At 50.2% G+C, this 15,469-nt stretch carries 15 protein-coding genes and 1 tRNA gene; 8 read left to right on the top strand and 8 right to left on the bottom strand.

Going from position 1 to position 15,469, the window contains the following annotated elements; translation table 11 throughout:
• Together fimH and sfmF are read left to right on the top strand one after the other, a co-directional pair.
• Positions 1 to 1,008 carry a type 1 fimbria D-mannose specific adhesin FimH gene (fimH, locus tag AC534G_RS18565; RefSeq protein WP_038638504.1) on the top strand — a complete coding sequence of 336 codons (1,008 nt, stop codon included), beginning with the start codon at positions 1 to 3 and terminating at the stop codon, positions 1,006 to 1,008.
• Positions 1,001 to 1,537 carry a fimbria assembly protein gene (sfmF, locus tag AC534G_RS18560; protein ID WP_038638506.1) on the top strand — a complete coding sequence of 179 codons (537 nt, stop codon included), beginning with the start codon at positions 1,001 to 1,003 and terminating at the stop codon, positions 1,535 to 1,537. Before fimH ends, sfmF begins: the two co-directional genes overlap by 8 nt.
• Positions 1,538 to 1,586: 49 nt before the next feature.
• Here sfmF and fimZ read toward each other — a convergent pair whose 3' ends face one another.
• The 3 genes from fimZ to fimW all read right to left on the bottom strand — a co-directional run bounded on the left by fimZ (position 1,587) and on the right by fimW (position 4,508).
• A complete protein-coding gene (gene fimZ / locus AC534G_RS18555; protein ID WP_038638509.1) occupies positions 1,587 to 2,219 on the bottom strand; it encodes a fimbria biosynthesis transcriptional regulator FimZ in 633 nt (210 codons plus the stop codon).
• Between the two features lie 586 nt (positions 2,220 to 2,805).
• Positions 2,806 to 3,528 carry a fimbria biosynthesis regulator FimY gene (gene fimY, locus AC534G_RS18550; protein ID WP_110498847.1) on the bottom strand — a complete coding sequence of 241 codons (723 nt, stop codon included), beginning with the start codon at positions 3,526 to 3,528 and terminating at the stop codon, positions 2,806 to 2,808.
• 386 nt (positions 3,529 to 3,914) lie between these two features.
• The gene (fimW, locus tag AC534G_RS18545; protein WP_110498604.1) at positions 3,915 to 4,508 is read right to left on the bottom strand and encodes a fimbria biosynthesis transcriptional regulator FimW; all 594 of its coding nucleotides are present in this window, start codon (positions 4,506 to 4,508) and stop codon (positions 3,915 to 3,917) included.
• Positions 4,509 to 4,545: 37 nt separating this feature from the next.
• Between fimW and AC534G_RS18540 the strand changes: the two genes are divergently transcribed.
• Complete coding sequence (locus AC534G_RS18540; protein WP_038638517.1) at positions 4,546 to 4,725, top strand: hypothetical protein; 180 nt, start codon at positions 4,546 to 4,548, stop codon at positions 4,723 to 4,725.
• Between the two features lie 38 nt (positions 4,726 to 4,763).
• A tRNA-Arg gene (locus tag AC534G_RS18535) sits at positions 4,764 to 4,840 on the top strand.
• Between the two features lie 204 nt (positions 4,841 to 5,044).
• Here AC534G_RS18535 and uspF read toward each other — a convergent pair.
• From uspF to cusR, 5 genes are all read right to left on the bottom strand, one after another.
• Positions 5,045 to 5,473 carry a universal stress protein UspF gene (gene uspF / locus AC534G_RS18530; RefSeq protein WP_110498603.1) on the bottom strand — a complete coding sequence of 143 codons (429 nt, stop codon included), beginning with the start codon at positions 5,471 to 5,473 and terminating at the stop codon, positions 5,045 to 5,047.
• Positions 5,474 to 5,636: 163 nt separating this feature from the next.
• Positions 5,637 to 6,440 carry an MBL fold metallo-hydrolase gene (locus AC534G_RS18525; protein WP_110498602.1) on the bottom strand — a complete coding sequence of 268 codons (804 nt, stop codon included), beginning with the start codon at positions 6,438 to 6,440 and terminating at the stop codon, positions 5,637 to 5,639.
• Between the two features lie 83 nt (positions 6,441 to 6,523).
• Complete coding sequence (locus AC534G_RS18520) at positions 6,524 to 6,733, bottom strand: PcoE/SilE family metal-binding protein (protein WP_110498601.1); 210 nt, start codon at positions 6,731 to 6,733, stop codon at positions 6,524 to 6,526.
• A 120-nt stretch (positions 6,734 to 6,853) separates the two neighbouring features.
• The gene (locus AC534G_RS18515) at positions 6,854 to 8,305 is read right to left on the bottom strand and encodes a Cu(+)/Ag(+) sensor histidine kinase (RefSeq protein WP_110498600.1); all 1,452 of its coding nucleotides are present in this window, start codon (positions 8,303 to 8,305) and stop codon (positions 6,854 to 6,856) included.
• Positions 8,295 to 8,978 carry a copper response regulator transcription factor CusR gene (gene cusR / locus AC534G_RS18510; protein WP_038638530.1) on the bottom strand — a complete coding sequence of 228 codons (684 nt, stop codon included), beginning with the start codon at positions 8,976 to 8,978 and terminating at the stop codon, positions 8,295 to 8,297. The genes AC534G_RS18515 and cusR overlap by 11 nt, the downstream gene beginning before the upstream one ends.
• A gap of 195 nt (positions 8,979 to 9,173) precedes the next feature.
• Here cusR and AC534G_RS18505 point away from each other — a divergent pair, with 195 nt between their 5' ends.
• The 4 genes from AC534G_RS18505 (at position 9,174) to AC534G_RS18490 (ending at position 15,460) form a co-directional block, all read left to right on the top strand.
• Positions 9,174 to 10,556, top strand: a complete 1,383-nt coding sequence (locus tag AC534G_RS18505; protein ID WP_110498599.1) for an efflux transporter outer membrane subunit — start codon at positions 9,174 to 9,176, stop codon at positions 10,554 to 10,556.
• A gap of 32 nt (positions 10,557 to 10,588) precedes the next feature.
• Positions 10,589 to 10,936, top strand: coding sequence for a cation efflux system protein CusF (gene cusF / locus AC534G_RS18500; RefSeq protein WP_069323108.1), 348 nt, complete (start codon positions 10,589 to 10,591; stop codon positions 10,934 to 10,936).
• A gap of 76 nt (positions 10,937 to 11,012) precedes the next feature.
• A complete protein-coding gene (locus tag AC534G_RS18495; RefSeq protein WP_110498598.1) occupies positions 11,013 to 12,305 on the top strand; it encodes an efflux RND transporter periplasmic adaptor subunit in 1,293 nt (430 codons plus the stop codon).
• Positions 12,306 to 12,316: 11 nt separating this feature from the next.
• Positions 12,317 to 15,460 carry a CusA/CzcA family heavy metal efflux RND transporter gene (locus AC534G_RS18490; RefSeq protein WP_496594452.1) on the top strand — a complete coding sequence of 1,048 codons (3,144 nt, stop codon included), beginning with the start codon at positions 12,317 to 12,319 and terminating at the stop codon, positions 15,458 to 15,460.
• The last annotated feature ends 9 nt before the right edge of the window (positions 15,461 to 15,469 follow it).

Raw genomic sequence — 15,469 nt, 5'->3', positions numbered from 1 at the left:
ATGAAACGACAAACAGGTTTGTTACTGGCAAGCGCGTTACTGCTGATGGCGCAACCGTCCTGGGCAACGGTCTGCCAAAATTCGAATGGCACACCAACGGATGTTTTTTACGATCTGTCGAATGTCTTTAACAGCAGCAACAACCAGCCGGGACAGGTGGTGACGTTGCCGGAAAAATCAGGCTGGATTGGCGTCAATGCCACCTGTCCGGCAGGGACGACGGTGGATTATACCTATCGAAGCTATGTCACTGAACTTCCGGTTCAAAGTACCGAGGGCGGTTTTCAGTACCTGAAACTCAATGACTACCTGCTGGGGGCTATGAGCATCACCGACAGTTACGCCGGGTTGTTTTATCCCCCGCGTAACTATATCCGCATGGGGACTCACCCTAACGTGCCGAAGCAGCAACCTTTTGGCGTAATGGATTCAAAGCTGGTGTTTAAACTCAAAGTGATCCGCTCATTTATTAACATGGTGCCTATTCCCCGGCAGACGATGTTCAGAGTCTATGTCACCACCAGTACCGGAGATGCGCTGAGTACGCCGGTTTACACCATTAGCTACAGCGGTAAGGTGGAGGTTCCACAAAACTGCGAAGTGAACGCCGGACAGATTGTCGAGTTTGATTTTGGCGATATTGGCGCATCGCTGTTTAGCAAGGCGGGCGCGGGCAACAAGCCCGAAGGCATCAATCCGCAGACAAAAACGGTGGCCATAAAATGCACCAACGTTGCCGCTCAGGCCTACTTGACCATGCGGGTAGAAGCGGAGAAAGCCTCCGGGCAAATGATGGTTTCAAACAACCCGGATTTAGGTTTCATTGTTGCCGACAGCAGCGGTAATCCGCTAACGCCTAACAATCTGTCCAGCACTATTCCATTTCAACTGGACGACAACGCCGCGGCGAGTGTTGGGATCCGGACATGGCCGGTCAGCGTGACGGGTAATAAACCCACGGAAGGGCCTTTTACTGCCCGTGGCTATCTGCGAGTGGACTATGACTAATAAGCAAAAGCCCGCCGCATGGGCATTTCTGGCGATTATGCCGATGCTGGCATTCAGCGCGTTATGCCAGGCCGCCTCGTCGCTGGGAGAAATCAATATTGAACTGCGCGGTAACGTGGTGGATTTTACCTGCGCGGTGATTGCCAGCGACAGCAATAAGTCGGTTGATTTAGGCACCTGGCCGACAAAGCAGTTACAGACCAGCGGAGACACCACCCAACCGGTCTCGTTTACGCTGAAGCTTGAAGGCTGTCCGCCGGGATCCGCATCGATAACGTTCTCCGGGACCCCGGCCCCAGGTACTACGCTACTGGCGCTCGATAACGCGCTTATGGCGCAAAAGGTGGCGATTGAGCTGCGCGATAGCGACCGGACGCGATTGCCGCTTGAGCAGGCCAGCCAGACCGTCGGTATTGATGAGAATGGCAATGCCACGCTGACTTTTTTTGCCAACTATATCGCGCTGGCTGATGGGGTGCAGCCCGGGGTCGCCAGGGCCGATGCCACGTTTATGATTAACTATAACTAATCATTGCGCTGACAAAACACTCCCGAACGACATCTCGCCGGGAGTGTTGTTACATTAATTCATGCATTTTGGCGTAGTCGATCAGTTCAACGATGGTATGCAAACCGAGCTTGGAGTAGATATTAGCTTTGTGAGCGCTAATCGTTTTATTGCTGAGTAGCAATTGCTCAGCAATTTCCTTGTTGGATAGCCCGTTTGCCAGATAACGTAAAACCGTCACCTCGCGGTTAGAGAGCGGCATATCATTTAATACACCTTTTTGTACATTTACATTGTTAATAAAGTTCAGTGTATCCGAAGGGAAAAAAGAATATCCTGATAAAATCATTTTTACCGCATTGTAGATATCATTTAGATCCTTTCGTTTACTGACAAAACCATTTGCCCCAGCGCGAATAGCGCGCCCGGCATAAAAAGACTCAGATTTTGAAGACAGAAATAGCACCCGAGTATTCTCCTGCAATGATTTTATTCTCTTGAGTAATGTAAAGCCATCAGAGCCAGGCAGTTCAATATCCAGGATGACAAGATCGACAGGGTACGTGCGTAGATGTTCTATTGCCGCGCGGCTGTCATCGGTTTTCAGCACAACCTGAATATTACTGTTTTTTTCGAGGAGTACTTCTATCGACATTCTGACAATAGGGTGTTCGTCCATAATGATAACGGATGCTGGTTTCATTGTTGTATGCCTCAAACTGTTTGCGTATCTTGCGAATTTGATAAAACATCAGGCGTTATAATATTGTCAAATAGCCAAGAGTTGTTCTGAGGAGAACCGAATAAATACTATTTCGTCCTTGTTTATTCGGTTGTTCTTCTACAGAACAATGAATTTGTGGAACATCCATTTCACACTGGAAAAACTAACAATTAATCAGGAAACAGTGAGGATTATACCTGCTCCACTCTTTCGGAAAAGACTTACAACATCCCGATTGTTAATGGCAGTTAGGATGTTCTGAAAGATCCAGATGTGTTAATGACTATTGGCATTATTTATCTGCGGTTCGAATTATGGCAGATTGAAAATTTATTTTAAATAGTAAAAACGATACAATAAGCTAATTGTTTAGGTTTTGTTAAGTCAGCGGAAACACTATTTTCGAGCGATGTACGCAGAAACAGTAAGGTTAAGTGTTGAAGAGGTGGTATCTATAATACCAGGAATAGTTGTAAATATTAAATATTTGTGAAAATTGGATCAATTTTCTCATGCTAAAATAAGTAATTTCCTAAAAAATCTTACTGGACATAGGGTTATGGTGTTAAATTAAATGATGAGAGGTAACGTTGAGACGATGTATCAGATGCAAAAAGCGCTGCCGGTTTGGTAATCCCAGGCGGGTAATCAACTGGTTCAGGCGATAGATGATGCGGTGGTAGGGTTGTGTCTGTAACTGAGCAATCTTTTTTAAGGAGTTACCTTGTAAAAGTAAGGTCACCATCTCCCAATCGACCTGCTTTATGCGCCTCGAATGAATATAATTTAGCACCGGGGATAATAATGCCTGACGCATCTCTGGGAGGTGTAGACTGCGTGATAAGATATAAAAGGGGCCAGACAGTGATATAAAGCTTTTAAGATCTTCATCATGACTGGAAAGCAATATGAAGATTTGGATATCATTCCGCTGTTTAAGTAGTTGGCGCAGGCACTGAAGAATATCGAAGTAAGAGCTTGTTAAGCCTTCTATATCAACCACTAACTGACTAATGACCGACTTTTGCAGGCAGACCAGCGCCGATTCAATGGACCGGAAGATCGCGGTGCGCGTGCCTGAGAATAAATGGCGGCTCAGTGTATAGGCAAGATAATAGTCTCCTGTAATAATCGCCTGAGATATAGTATCGCCCGGTATGGTGTATTCGATTTTTTGCGCCAGATACTCGATTTGGTCGAATACTTGTGAGGTACAGTGGGGATATTGATGGGTACAGTTAGCGTTTCGTATACGGCGATGTCGTTCCCGGCGTTTTGCGCTGTGCATCCGTTTCCATTCCATTTCTGTTGCGGCAGGTCTGGATAAATTGCTGACAACAAACATCCCTGACCCAAATTTTTCCAGCGCGACGGTGAGTTCCCTTGTGCCGTTGGGTTTCAATGTCTTCAACAATCACCAGACTGGCAATTGAGTATCCCATCAGAATAATCTGCCGGAAGTTTTCTGATGTCTTACTCAATGCCCAAAAGATCGTTTTATCCAGTTCAACCTCTCTCTGGGGTTAGTTAAAATATTACCGGGTGTACCTTTCGGTTACCTCATGAATAGTATGACTGGATTATTCTGGCAGTCAGCTGCCAGGTACAGTAGGAGCCGATACTTAATTGATGGTGAGATATTTCTCAATAAAAAATTAGGCGGAGAGGTTCCACCTAATTTTGTAGAAAGTTCAGATGCGCACGGATGTATCTTAAGAATTGCTGATCGTTTTTCACGTGCAGCTTTTTCATAATGCTGCGACGGGTTGCTTTGGCATGGATATCGCTGATTGAGAGCAGGTGAGCGGTTTCGGCTAACGTATATCCGCTGGCAAGAAACATTAACAACTGGCGCTCTGCAATAGAAAAGTTGCGGGTGGTGCAGTAATGGCAGATAGTCGCCGGTACGCTGTTGCGTAACGCGCGTTTTTGTAAGATGAGGACTAATTTTTTGGTGATCTCGTCAACGTCATCTTCCCGATAGATCAGCGGCAACATGTACAGGCAGGGCCGGAACATCAGCTTATCTTTATCGTTTCTGTTACAGATCACCACCCGGTGTTGGCGCCTGGTGTGAACCGGAACCTGATAGCATTCAGCGCTGAGCCAATCTTCATCCAGTGAGATAAACGCGATGTCGGCGCGATCGATCTCCTCGACAGGCAAAAAACTAATCTCCTGATGCCACTGACTTGCCAGATGGGAAATAATGATTTTCAGTCCGTGTTCGAAGTGACTATTTTCTTCCTTGATGGCGATACTTAACATTGAAGAGTTCCTGAACCGCTGGAAAGAGGGTAAGGGAATGTTAAGCAAAATCATAAATATTCTAAATACATGTATCCTTAAATCTGGCGCTATGCGGGCTGAGTTGTTACCAGGTGATTTCCTGGATACCCTTGAACGAGCAGAAAAAATCAACATTCGTACACTTCACCAGCAACTGAAACAAAAGGCATTGACTCAGCAAGCGCTGACCGTATAATTCACGCGTTTCTCTGCATGAAGTTATCACTTCACAATGCGCCCTTAGCTCAGTTGGATAGAGCAACGGCCTTCTAAGCCGTAGGTCGTAGGTTCGAATCCTACAGGGCGTACCATTTCACAGTAAGCCCAATTCTTAGCTTCTGCATACCGCTACGACGTTTCCTTCTCCAGCCATATTTCTACTTCATTAAGACTGTGTTGCACACATCTTGCTGGCTGAGCGAATTTGCGTGCTGGATAATCAGCACTGAGTGCTGAGCTCAGTCCGAAAAAAAACGGGAGTAAATTTACTCCCGTTTTTATTATGTTAGCCAGTGTCACCGTACAACCAGCACCGGACATTTCGCATGGCGGACTACGGCAGAAGCCGTTGAACCCAGCAGGTAGGTGCTAAAACCAGGCTTATGCGAGGCGATGACGATAAGTTCGGCGTCAACCGCCTCCGCCAGTTTGAGGATCTGATCCTTCGGCGGGCCGTAAACGACGTGGATTTCACTCCTGCCAGCAGGAATGTTGAATTGCTTAACAATCTCTTCGAGTTTTTCGCTGGCCTTGGCCTGCAGACCACTGCGATCCGGGAATTCGCTTGAGTAGGCCAGCCCCAGCGAGGCATAGAACGGAACGGTAGGAATAACGGCCAGAAAATGGACCTTGGCGGTTTTGGCATGCGCCTGAACCTGCGGCACAACATGGCGGGTTAAATCGGCTTCAGAGATATCAATGGGCACCAGAATTGAGCGATACATATTCACTACCTCCTGTTTGTTTACCTCTATCCTGAGTGTACCCAAGGTTGTCTCTGTATAATAAGTGACCAGATCAAGGTTACGTGCATAATTGTCGTCAATGATAAACGGGGAACGTAAGTTCCCGTTTTCTAATGCAGATGTGGGCCACGTTTTACCGCCTTTAGTTCGCCAGCACGATGACATCCCCCGTTGCCGGGGCTTTTGTTCCCGGTAGCCACAACCGTCCCCACGAACCGGTACAATGACAGCCGAGCAGTTTTTCCGGTTGCTGCTGCTTAATAAATTGCCGCGTCCGCCACAGCTTAGCGGGGGAGGCGGCGCGTGAATGGAACCCACCGATGAGGGCGTGAATTTTGCGAATGCCGGTGATGTTCTGGCAATGGCGGACGATATTTTCTATTCCTCGGTGCCCGCAACCGGTAATGATCACCAGCCCACGGTCAGATTTATAGATCAATACGCCTTCATCGCTGATGTAATCCGGCTGAGGTGTTTTCTCGTGAATAACACCGTAGGCCTGCGGTGTGGATACGCTAATTTCCCCGGACCACAAAAAACGATCGCTAATCGCCAACGGTTCGCGGGTGTATTCCATATTCAGGCGAGAGTAGTCGTTATCGCGGGAGAGTTTTTTAATTTGTCGCGGCTTTCCCGCAAGCGTTATCGACGCGTAACGCTCACAGGCTATTTGAGGATGGCAAATAATACGACTGTTATCGGCAAGCCAGGGGACGCCGCCACAATGATCGTAATGACCATGTGACAGCACCACGGCGGTTAATTGTGTCAGGTCGATCCCCATTTGCGCGGCGTTTAGAATGAAGCTGTCATCCGGCCCGGTATCAAACAGTATGTTGGTGGTTTCATCCTGAATTAACATGCTTAATCCAGGCTTTGCCCGTAATGATTTATCTGCGCCAGCAGCGCGCCGGTTTTCAAGCAATACCGTGAGGGTTAAAGCCATGCCTGACTCCAGTATTAAAACGGCATACTGTAACGCACAGCTTTTGAGAGCGCTGTGATCGCAGCGCCCTTTGGCGTTATCCGTTATTGTGCAGAGTTTGCCTGCGCACGGTGTTTTTCCGCCTGTTGCTCATGGGCATAGGAATGAGCATTATTTGTCGACTGATGTACTACCATCGCTTTTTCATGTTCATTCATTTGTGAAAATGATTGTGCATGGGATGACGTTTCTGCCGCATTAACGCCCGCTGAGATAAAAAACGCGATAGCTAAAAAAGAGGACATCTTATTCATCATATTTCTCCTGTGTGGGTTTACGGAAGAAATTATAATTAGCGCACGCTGTCAGCGACGTGACAGGAATATGACGGTTAAGTCAGAGAACAGGAATGACTTAACCGTCGTCACTAAAGATTAAATTGCATGCCGGGGCAGCGTCAGAATAAAGCGGGTGGCATGTGAATCAGATGTCACCGCAACGTTTCCCTGATGGGCAATGACTATCGATTTCACGATCGCAAGGCCAATACCGCTGCCTTCTCCCTTACGTTGCCGGGAAGGATCTACCCGATAGAAGCGGTCAAACAGCCGCGGAAGATGTTGCGGAGGAATTGGCGGGCCGGGGTTCTCAACGACTATCTGCACCTGTTCATCGGCCTCTTTCACCCGCACGGTCACTGACTCGCCTTTTGGCGTGTAGCGCATGGCGTTTGAAAGCAGATTACTCATTGCCCGGCGTAACATTAACGGATCGCCCGATACCCAGCATTCGCGTCCCTCAAAGCGTAAACTAACCTCACGTTCTTCTGCCCAGGCCTCGAAAAAGTCGAACACTTTACTGACCTCATCAGCCAGATTGAGCGCGGTCTTTTCCGGGATCAGTTGATTGTTGTCCGCTTGCGCCAGAAACAGCATGTCACTCACCATCTTCGACATCCGGCCAAATTCTTCGAGATTGGAATACAGCACGTCCTCCAGCTCTTTTTGGCTACGGGTCTGGCTCAGCGCAATTTCTGTTTGCGTGACCAGGTTAGTGATTGGGGTGCGGATCTCATGGGCAATATCCGCTGAGAAATTCGACTGACGTTTAAAAACATCCTCGATGCGTTCGATCATGTGATTAAACGAACTTACCAGCTGTTCCAGTTCAATAGGCACGGCTTGCGGGTCGAGGCGTACGTCGAGATCTTTCGAGGTGATATTTTGGATGCGGCGACTGACATTACGGATCGGTTCATGACCTTTATAAACGGCGAACAGCACGATAAAAACAATCATCATGCTAATCAGTGATGCCGTCATAATCAGCTTGTTTTTCAGGTCATTAATATAGTGCAGATGAAAATCGATCGATAATGCCAGGTACAGCGTATATGCCGGTTTTCCATCGGCAAGCTGGCCTACAGGCAAACGAATCATGCGCCAGTTTGATGATGTCATCTGACCGTGCGTATGTTTGGGCGTTTGCAGTATGGGGCCGGATATAATAAAGACATCGCGGGCTTGGGCATTTTTATCCGGCCTTGCACTGGCGATAAATTGCCGAAGATCCGGGGCGTCAGGTGAATGAAAAATAGCCTTCTGATTGCTATCTTCCAGAGAAATAATGACGTTCGAGTAACCTGCCACGACGTTTTTTAGCGTTTCCAGTCGGCGTGGTTCAGGTTCTTTCGGTTGATTAAGAATACGCTCCAGCGTGGCGCTGATCTCTTGTAAATCATTGATGTCCTGCTCGGCGAAATGCACTTTCACTGAGTGGATCATTATCCATGCGAAGGCGAAAAATGAAGCGATAGTCGCCAGACTGATGAAAAAGGTCAGTCGCGTCGCCAGGGAAAAAGGGCGTTGCCATCGTTTACTGGCCATCAGGAACCTCAAGCATATATCCCACGCCGCGCACGGTCTGAATCAGTTTCGGCTCAAAGTCATTATCGATTTTGGCGCGCAGACGCTTAACGGCGACATCGATGGCGTTGGTATCGCTGTCAAAATTCATATCCCAGACCTGAGAGGCAATCAGCGAGCGGGGTAAAACTTCTCCCTGGTGGCGCAGGAAAAACTCAAGCAGCGTAAACTCTTTGCTGGTCAGGGTGATGCGCGCCCCGCTGCGGGTGACTTTTCTACTCACCAGATCAACCATTAAATCTGCGACCTGAAACTGGCTTTCAACAATTACCGCCGCGCCCCGGCGTAATAGCGTTCTGACCCGCGCCAACAGTTCGGCAAAGGCAAACGGTTTGACCAGGTAATCGTCAGCGCCTAATTCCAGACCTTTAACCCGATGTTCAATGGTACCCAGCGCAGTGAGGAGAAGAATGGGCATGCCTTTATTGGCGCTACGCAGCATGCGTACGATATCCCAGCCGTTTACATCCGGCAGCATGATGTCGAGGATGAGCAGATCGTAATCGCCGGTCATCGCCAGGTGGTACCCGTTCAGGCCGTTATCCGCCAAATCCACGACAAAACCTGCTTCCGTCAGGCCTTTCGTCAGGTATTCACCGGTTTTTTTCTCATCTTCGACTATCAAAATCTTCATCGCATTCTCCTTCTCGCACTGCTTGTGCGGACTTTCAATTCTAGGGAAGCGGGATCGGATAGCAATCGGTTATTGGGAAAATGACAGTTTTGTCATTTTCCTGTCACCGGTTAAACAGAGTCACTTCGTTAAAGTACAACCCTATAAATTCCTACATATTTTAGGGTCATCAGTCCGGTCAGGACGTGAAGAACTATGAGCAAATTTAAGCTTCTTACCCTCAGCGCTATATTCGTTCTCGCCGGTTGTTCATTAGCGCCGGACTATCAGCGCCCGGCTTTGCCGGTGCCACAGCAATTCTCCTTAAGCCAGAATGCGCTGGTGTCAGCCTCTGGGAATTATCAGGACACCGGTTGGCGGACCTTCTTCATTGACGACCAGGTTAAGGTGCTGATTGGTGAGGCGCTGGCCAATAACCGCGATTTGCGTATGGCTGTGCTGAAGGTTCAGGAGGCGCGAGCGCAATATGGCGTCACGGACGCTGACCGCTATCCGCAAATTACGGCAGGATCCAGCGGTACCTACAGCGGTAAATTAAAAGGCGACAGCAGCACCGATCGCGAATTCGAGGCCGGACTGAATCTCAGTTTCGATTTGGATTTTTTTGGTCGGCTGAAAAATATGAGTGAAGCCGATCGACAGAATTTCTTTGCCAGCGAAGAGGCGCGTCGGGCGGTACATATCTCATTAATCTCTAACGTGTCGCAAAGTTATTTCAATCAGCGTCTGGCTTATGCACAACTGCAAATTGCCGAAGAAACGCTGCAAAACTATCAGCGTTCCTACGCCTTTGTTGAAAAACAACTGGTCACCGGTAGCACTAATGTACTGGCGCTGGAACAGGCGCGGGGCGTGATTGAAAGTACGCGCAGCGAAATCGCGAAGCGTAAAGGTGAACTGGCGCAGGCCAACAACGCGCTGCAACTGTTGCTGGGTACCTACGGAAAATTACCCGACGATCGAGCGCGCAGTCGCGGAGATATTAAACCGGTTACGCTGCCGCCATCACTCTCGTCGCAAATACTGTTACAGCGTCCGGATATTATGGAAGCTGAGCACGGATTAATGGCGGCGAATGCCAATATCGGCGCCGCGCGGGCGGCATTTTTCCCGTCGATTACCCTGACCAGCTCCGTGTCCAGTAGCAGCAGCGATCTCTCCAGCTTGTTTAATGCTGCCAGCGGCATGTGGAATTTTGTCCCCAAAATAGATATTCCAATTTTTAACGCCGGACGTAATCAGTCCAGGCTCGATCTGGCTGAAATTCGCCAACAGCAGTCGGTGGTGAATTACGAACAAAAAATTCAGGGCGCATTTAAAGAGGTGGCCGATGCGCTGGCGTTGCGCCAAAGCATTGCCGATCAAATTAGCGGCCAGCAGCGTTATCTGGCGTCATTGCAAATCACCCTACAACGTGCCAGAGCGCTGTATCAGAATGGCGCGGTTAGCTATATCGAAGTTCTGGACGCCGAACGTTCTTTATTTGCCACGCAGCAATCGCTGCTCGATCTTAATTACGCCCAGCAGGTTAATGAAATTAAGCTGTTTGCTGCCTTAGGCGGCGGTTGGGTGGAGTAAACCTTAATATTAACTTTTCAGGAGCATCAACTATGAATACTACCGCCAAAGCCGTGCTGTTAAGCCTTTTCTCTGTGGTCATATTTAACGCTCAGGCCAATGAGCATCAACATGGCGAGATGATGAGTATGCAGCCGGCGGCTCAACAGGAACAACGCATTAGCGCGACTGGGGTGATTGAAGCTGTTGATATGGAAAGTAAAAAAGTCACGATTAAACATGATCCTATTCCGGCGGTGAACTGGCCGGCGATGACGATGCGTTTTACGCTGGTGGCCGACACCAGGGCTGACGATATTAAACCGGGCGATAAGGTCGCGTTTACGTTTGTTCAGCAGGGAAATCTCTCTGTGTTACGCGATATTCACATCAGTAAATAACGTTCTCGCTGGTCTCTTTAATTCTTGCCCGGGTTCTTGCGAGCGCGGGTGAGATTATCGCGCAATGGAAATCATTATGGCGTCTTTAAATATTAAAAATACCGCGCTTATTCTCGCTGGCATGATTGCAGGTGGGATTATTTCTGTCGGTGTTTATACTTATTATTCATCCGCAAAAGTATCGACCGAAACCGGACAGGCTTCGCCAAAAGAAGCCAGAAAAGTTCTGTTCTGGTATGACCCCATGTATCCGAATACGCGTTTTGACAAGCCGGGCAAATCGCCGTTCATGGATATGGATTTAATCCCGAAATATGCCGATGAAGAGACCGCAAGCGCGTCAGCACCTGGCGTGCGCATCGATCCCACTCAGACCCAGAATCTGGGGCTAAAAACGGAACCCGTGCGTCGGGGACCACTGCACTATGCGCAAACTTTCCCGGCTAACGTGAGCTATAACGAATACCAGTTTGTTATTGTCCAGGCACGCTCCGCTGGCTTTATCGAGAAGGTTTACCCGCTTACTGTGGGTGACAAAATCAAGAAGGGTTCTCCGCTCATTGACCTGACGATTCCTGACTGGGTTGAGGCGCAGAGCGAATATTTGCTGCTGCGCGAGACCGGCGGCAGCGCGACGCAGGTGGAAGGGATTCTGGAGCGATTACGCCTTGCCGGTATGCCGGAAGCGGATATCCAGCGTTTAAAGTCGACGCGTAAAATTCAGACCCGCTTTACCCTGAAAGCCCCCATTGATGGGGTGATCACCGCATTCGATTTGCGTACCGGCATGAATATTTCTAAAGACAATGTGGTCGCGAAAATTCAGGGAATGGATCCGGTATGGGTCAGCGCGTCGGTCCCGGAATCTATTGCCTGGCTGATTAAAGATGCCTCGCAATTTCGCATCACTGTTCCTGCCTGGCCGGATAAGCCATTCACCATCAGTAAGTGGAGTATTTTGCCAAGCGTTGATGCTACCACGCGTACCCTCCAGCTGCGTTTGCAGGTTGATAACCCCGACGAAGCGCTCAAGCCTGGAATGAATGCTTACCTGCAATTGAAAACGCAAAGCGAGCCGATGCTGCTGATCCCGTCTAAAGCGTTAATTGATACGGGTACCGAACAGCGGGTGATTACCGTTGATCAGGAAGGTCGATTTGTGCCGAAGCAGGTTGCTGTATTCCATGAATCTCAGGGGCTGACGGCTATTCGCTCAGGCCTGGCCGAAGGTGAAAAAGTGGTGTCCAGCGGCCTGTTCCTGATTGACTCCGAGGCGAATATTTCTGGCGCCCTTGACCGTATGCGCGCCCAGCACAGTGGTGCGCAAGACGCAGGCGCGATGCCAGCCCAGGCGACCCATTCACATTGAGGACATGATAAATGATTGAATGGATTATCCGCCGTTCAGTGGCAAACCGCTTCCTGGTGATGATGGGGGCGCTGTTTCTCAGCATCTGGGGAACCTGGACCATCATTAACACCCCGGTTGATGCGCTGCCCGATCTCTCTGATGTCCAGGTGATCGTCAAAACCAGCTACCCCGGACAGGCGCCGCAAATCGTCGAGAATCAGGTCACTTACCCCCTGACCACCACCATGCTGTCGGTACCGGGCGCGAAGACGGTGCGCGGCTTCTCGCAGTTTGGCGATTCCTACGTCTATGTCATTTTCGAGGATGGTACCGATCCTTACTGGGCGCGCTCGCGCGTACTGGAATATCTCAACCAGGTGCAGGGAAAATTACCGGCAGGTGTTAGTGCCGAAATGGGGCCGGACGCCACGGGCGTCGGCTGGATCTTTGAATATGCGCTGGTGGATCGCAGCGGAAAACATGACCTCGCGGAATTACGTTCTCTTCAGGACTGGTTTTTAAAATATGAGTTAAAAACGATTCCTAACGTGGCGGAAGTGGCCTCGGTGGGCGGCGTGGTTAAACAGTACCAGGTGGTTATCGACCCGATGAAGCTGACGCAATATGGCATCAGCCTGGCGGAGGTGAAATCTGCGCTGGATACGTCAAATCAGGAAGCGGGCGGCTCGTCGGTGGAGATGGCTGAAGCCGAATATATGGTGCGCGCCAGTGGCTATCTGCAAACGCTTGATGATTTCAATAATATCGTCCTGAAAACCGGGGCCGACGGTGTACCGGTTTATCTGTGCGATGTGGCACGCGTTCAGATTGGACCGGAAATGCGCCGCGGGATCGCCGAGCTGAACGGCGAAGGCGAAGTGGCGGGCGGGGTGGTTATCCTGCGCTCCGGTAAAAATGCGCGTGAGGTGATCTCCGCCGTTAAAGCCAAACTCGACACCCTGAAAAGCAGCCTGCCGGAAGGCGTTGAGGTAGTTACAACATACGATCGCAGTCAGCTTATCGATCGCGCCATTGATAACCTGAGCTATAAGCTACTGGAGGAGTTTATCGTCGTTGCGCTGGTGTGCGCGCTGTTCCTGTGGCATCTGCGTTCGGCATTGGTGGCGATTATTTCCCTGCCGTTGGGGCTGTGTATCGCGTTTATCGTGATGCATTTCCAGGGGCTGAACGCCAATATTATGTCGCTCGGGGGAATTGCCATTGCCGTCGGGGCGATGGTTGATGCGGCAATCGTGATGATTGAGAATGCCCATAAGCGGCTGGAAGAGTGGGGGCATCAACATCCGGGTGAAACGCTGGATAACGCCACGCGCTGGAAGGTCATTACTGACGCCTCGGTGGAAGTCGGCCCGGCATTGTTCATCAGCCTGCTGATAATTACGTTGTCGTTTATCCCTATTTTCACCCTTGAAGGGCAGGAAGGGCGGCTGTTTGGTCCGCTGGCGTTCACCAAAACCTATGCCATGGCGGGCGCGGCATTTCTGGCTATTGTGGTTATTCCGATCCTGATGGGATTCTGGATCCGCGGAAAAATACCGGCGGAAAGCAGTAACCCGCTTAACCGCTTTCTGATCCGTATTTACCATCCGCTATTGCTGAAGGTGCTGCACTGGCCCAAAACCACTCTCCTGGTAGCGGTGCTGTCAATACTGACGGTTATCTACCCGCTGAATAAAGTCGGTGGTGAATTCCTGCCGCAGATTAATGAAGGCGATTTGCTGTATATGCCTTCGACACTACCGGGGATCTCGGCGGCGCAGGCGGCGGACATGCTGCAAAAAACCGATAAGCTGATCATGACCGTTCCTGAAGTGGCGCGCGTATTTGGTAAAACCGGTAAAGCGGAAACCGCAACTGATTCCGCGCCGCTGGAAATGGTTGAAACGACGATCCAACTGAAGCCGCAGGATCAGTGGCGTCCGGGTATGACGATGGACAAAATCATCGCCGAGCTGGACAAAACCGTGCGCTTGCCGGGGCTGGCGAATCTGTGGGTGCCACCAATTCGTAACCGTATCGACATGCTCTCTACCGGGATAAAAAGCCCTATCGGGATTAAAGTGTCAGGTAACGTGCTGGCTGATATCGATGCGACGGCGGAACAAATTGAAGAGGTGGCCAGAACCGTGCCAGGCGTCGCCTCTGCGTTAGCTGAGCGTCTGGTAGGGGGACGCTATCTCAACGTGGATATTAATCGTGAGAAAGCGGCTCGTTATGGCATGACCGTTGGCGATGTACAGCTGTTTGTGACCTCCGCTGTGGGGGGCGCAATGGTGGGCGAAACGGTAGAAGGGATCGCGCGTTATCCTATCAACCTTCGCTATGCGCAGAGCTATCGCGACAGCCCGCAAGCGCTGCGTAATCTGCCCATTCTGACCCCTATGAAACAGCAAATCACGCTGGCTGATGTGGCGGATGTCACGGTCGTTTCTGGGCCGTCAATGTTAAAAACAGAAGATGCGCGACCCACCAGTTGGATTTACATCGATGCTCGCGATCGTGACATGGTTTCGGTGGTGAACGATCTGCAAAAAGCGATCGCGGAAAAGGTGCAGTTAAAGCCGGGGACCAGCGTGGCGTTCTCCGGGCAGTTCGAACTGCTTGAACGCGCCAGCCATAAGCTCAAATTGATGGTGCCGATGACGCTGATGATTATCTTCGTCCTGCTTTATCTGGCTTTCCGTCGCTTTGGCGAAGCGCTGTTGATTATCACCAGCGTCCCCTTTGCCCTGGTAGGGGGCATCTGGTTCCTCTACTGGATGGGGTTCCATATGTCGGTCGCGACCGGAACCGGGTTTATTGCGTTGGCCGGCGTGGCCGCAGAGTTTGGCGTGGTGATGCTGATGTATCTGCGTCACGCCATTGAAGCAGAGCCTGCGCTGGAAAACCCGCAAACCTTTACGGCGGATAAACTGGATGAAGCGTTATATCACGGCGCTGTACTGCGCGTGCGCCCGAAAGCGATGACCGTGGCGGTGATTATCGCCGGTCTGTTGCCCATCTTGTGGGGGACGGGAGCCGGGTCAGAAGTGATGAGCCGCATAGCCGCGCCGATGATTGGCGGCATGATCACCGCGCCGCTGTTGTCGCTATTCATCATTCCGGCTGCGTATAAGCTGATGTGGCTGCACAGACATCGCAAGCAAAAGTAACCTTCTCAA

This window comes from Citrobacter sp. CRE-46 (genome assembly GCF_059615875.1).
The sequence above is the reverse complement of the archived record's forward strand: the minus strand, read 5'-3'. Positions and strand labels throughout refer to the sequence as shown.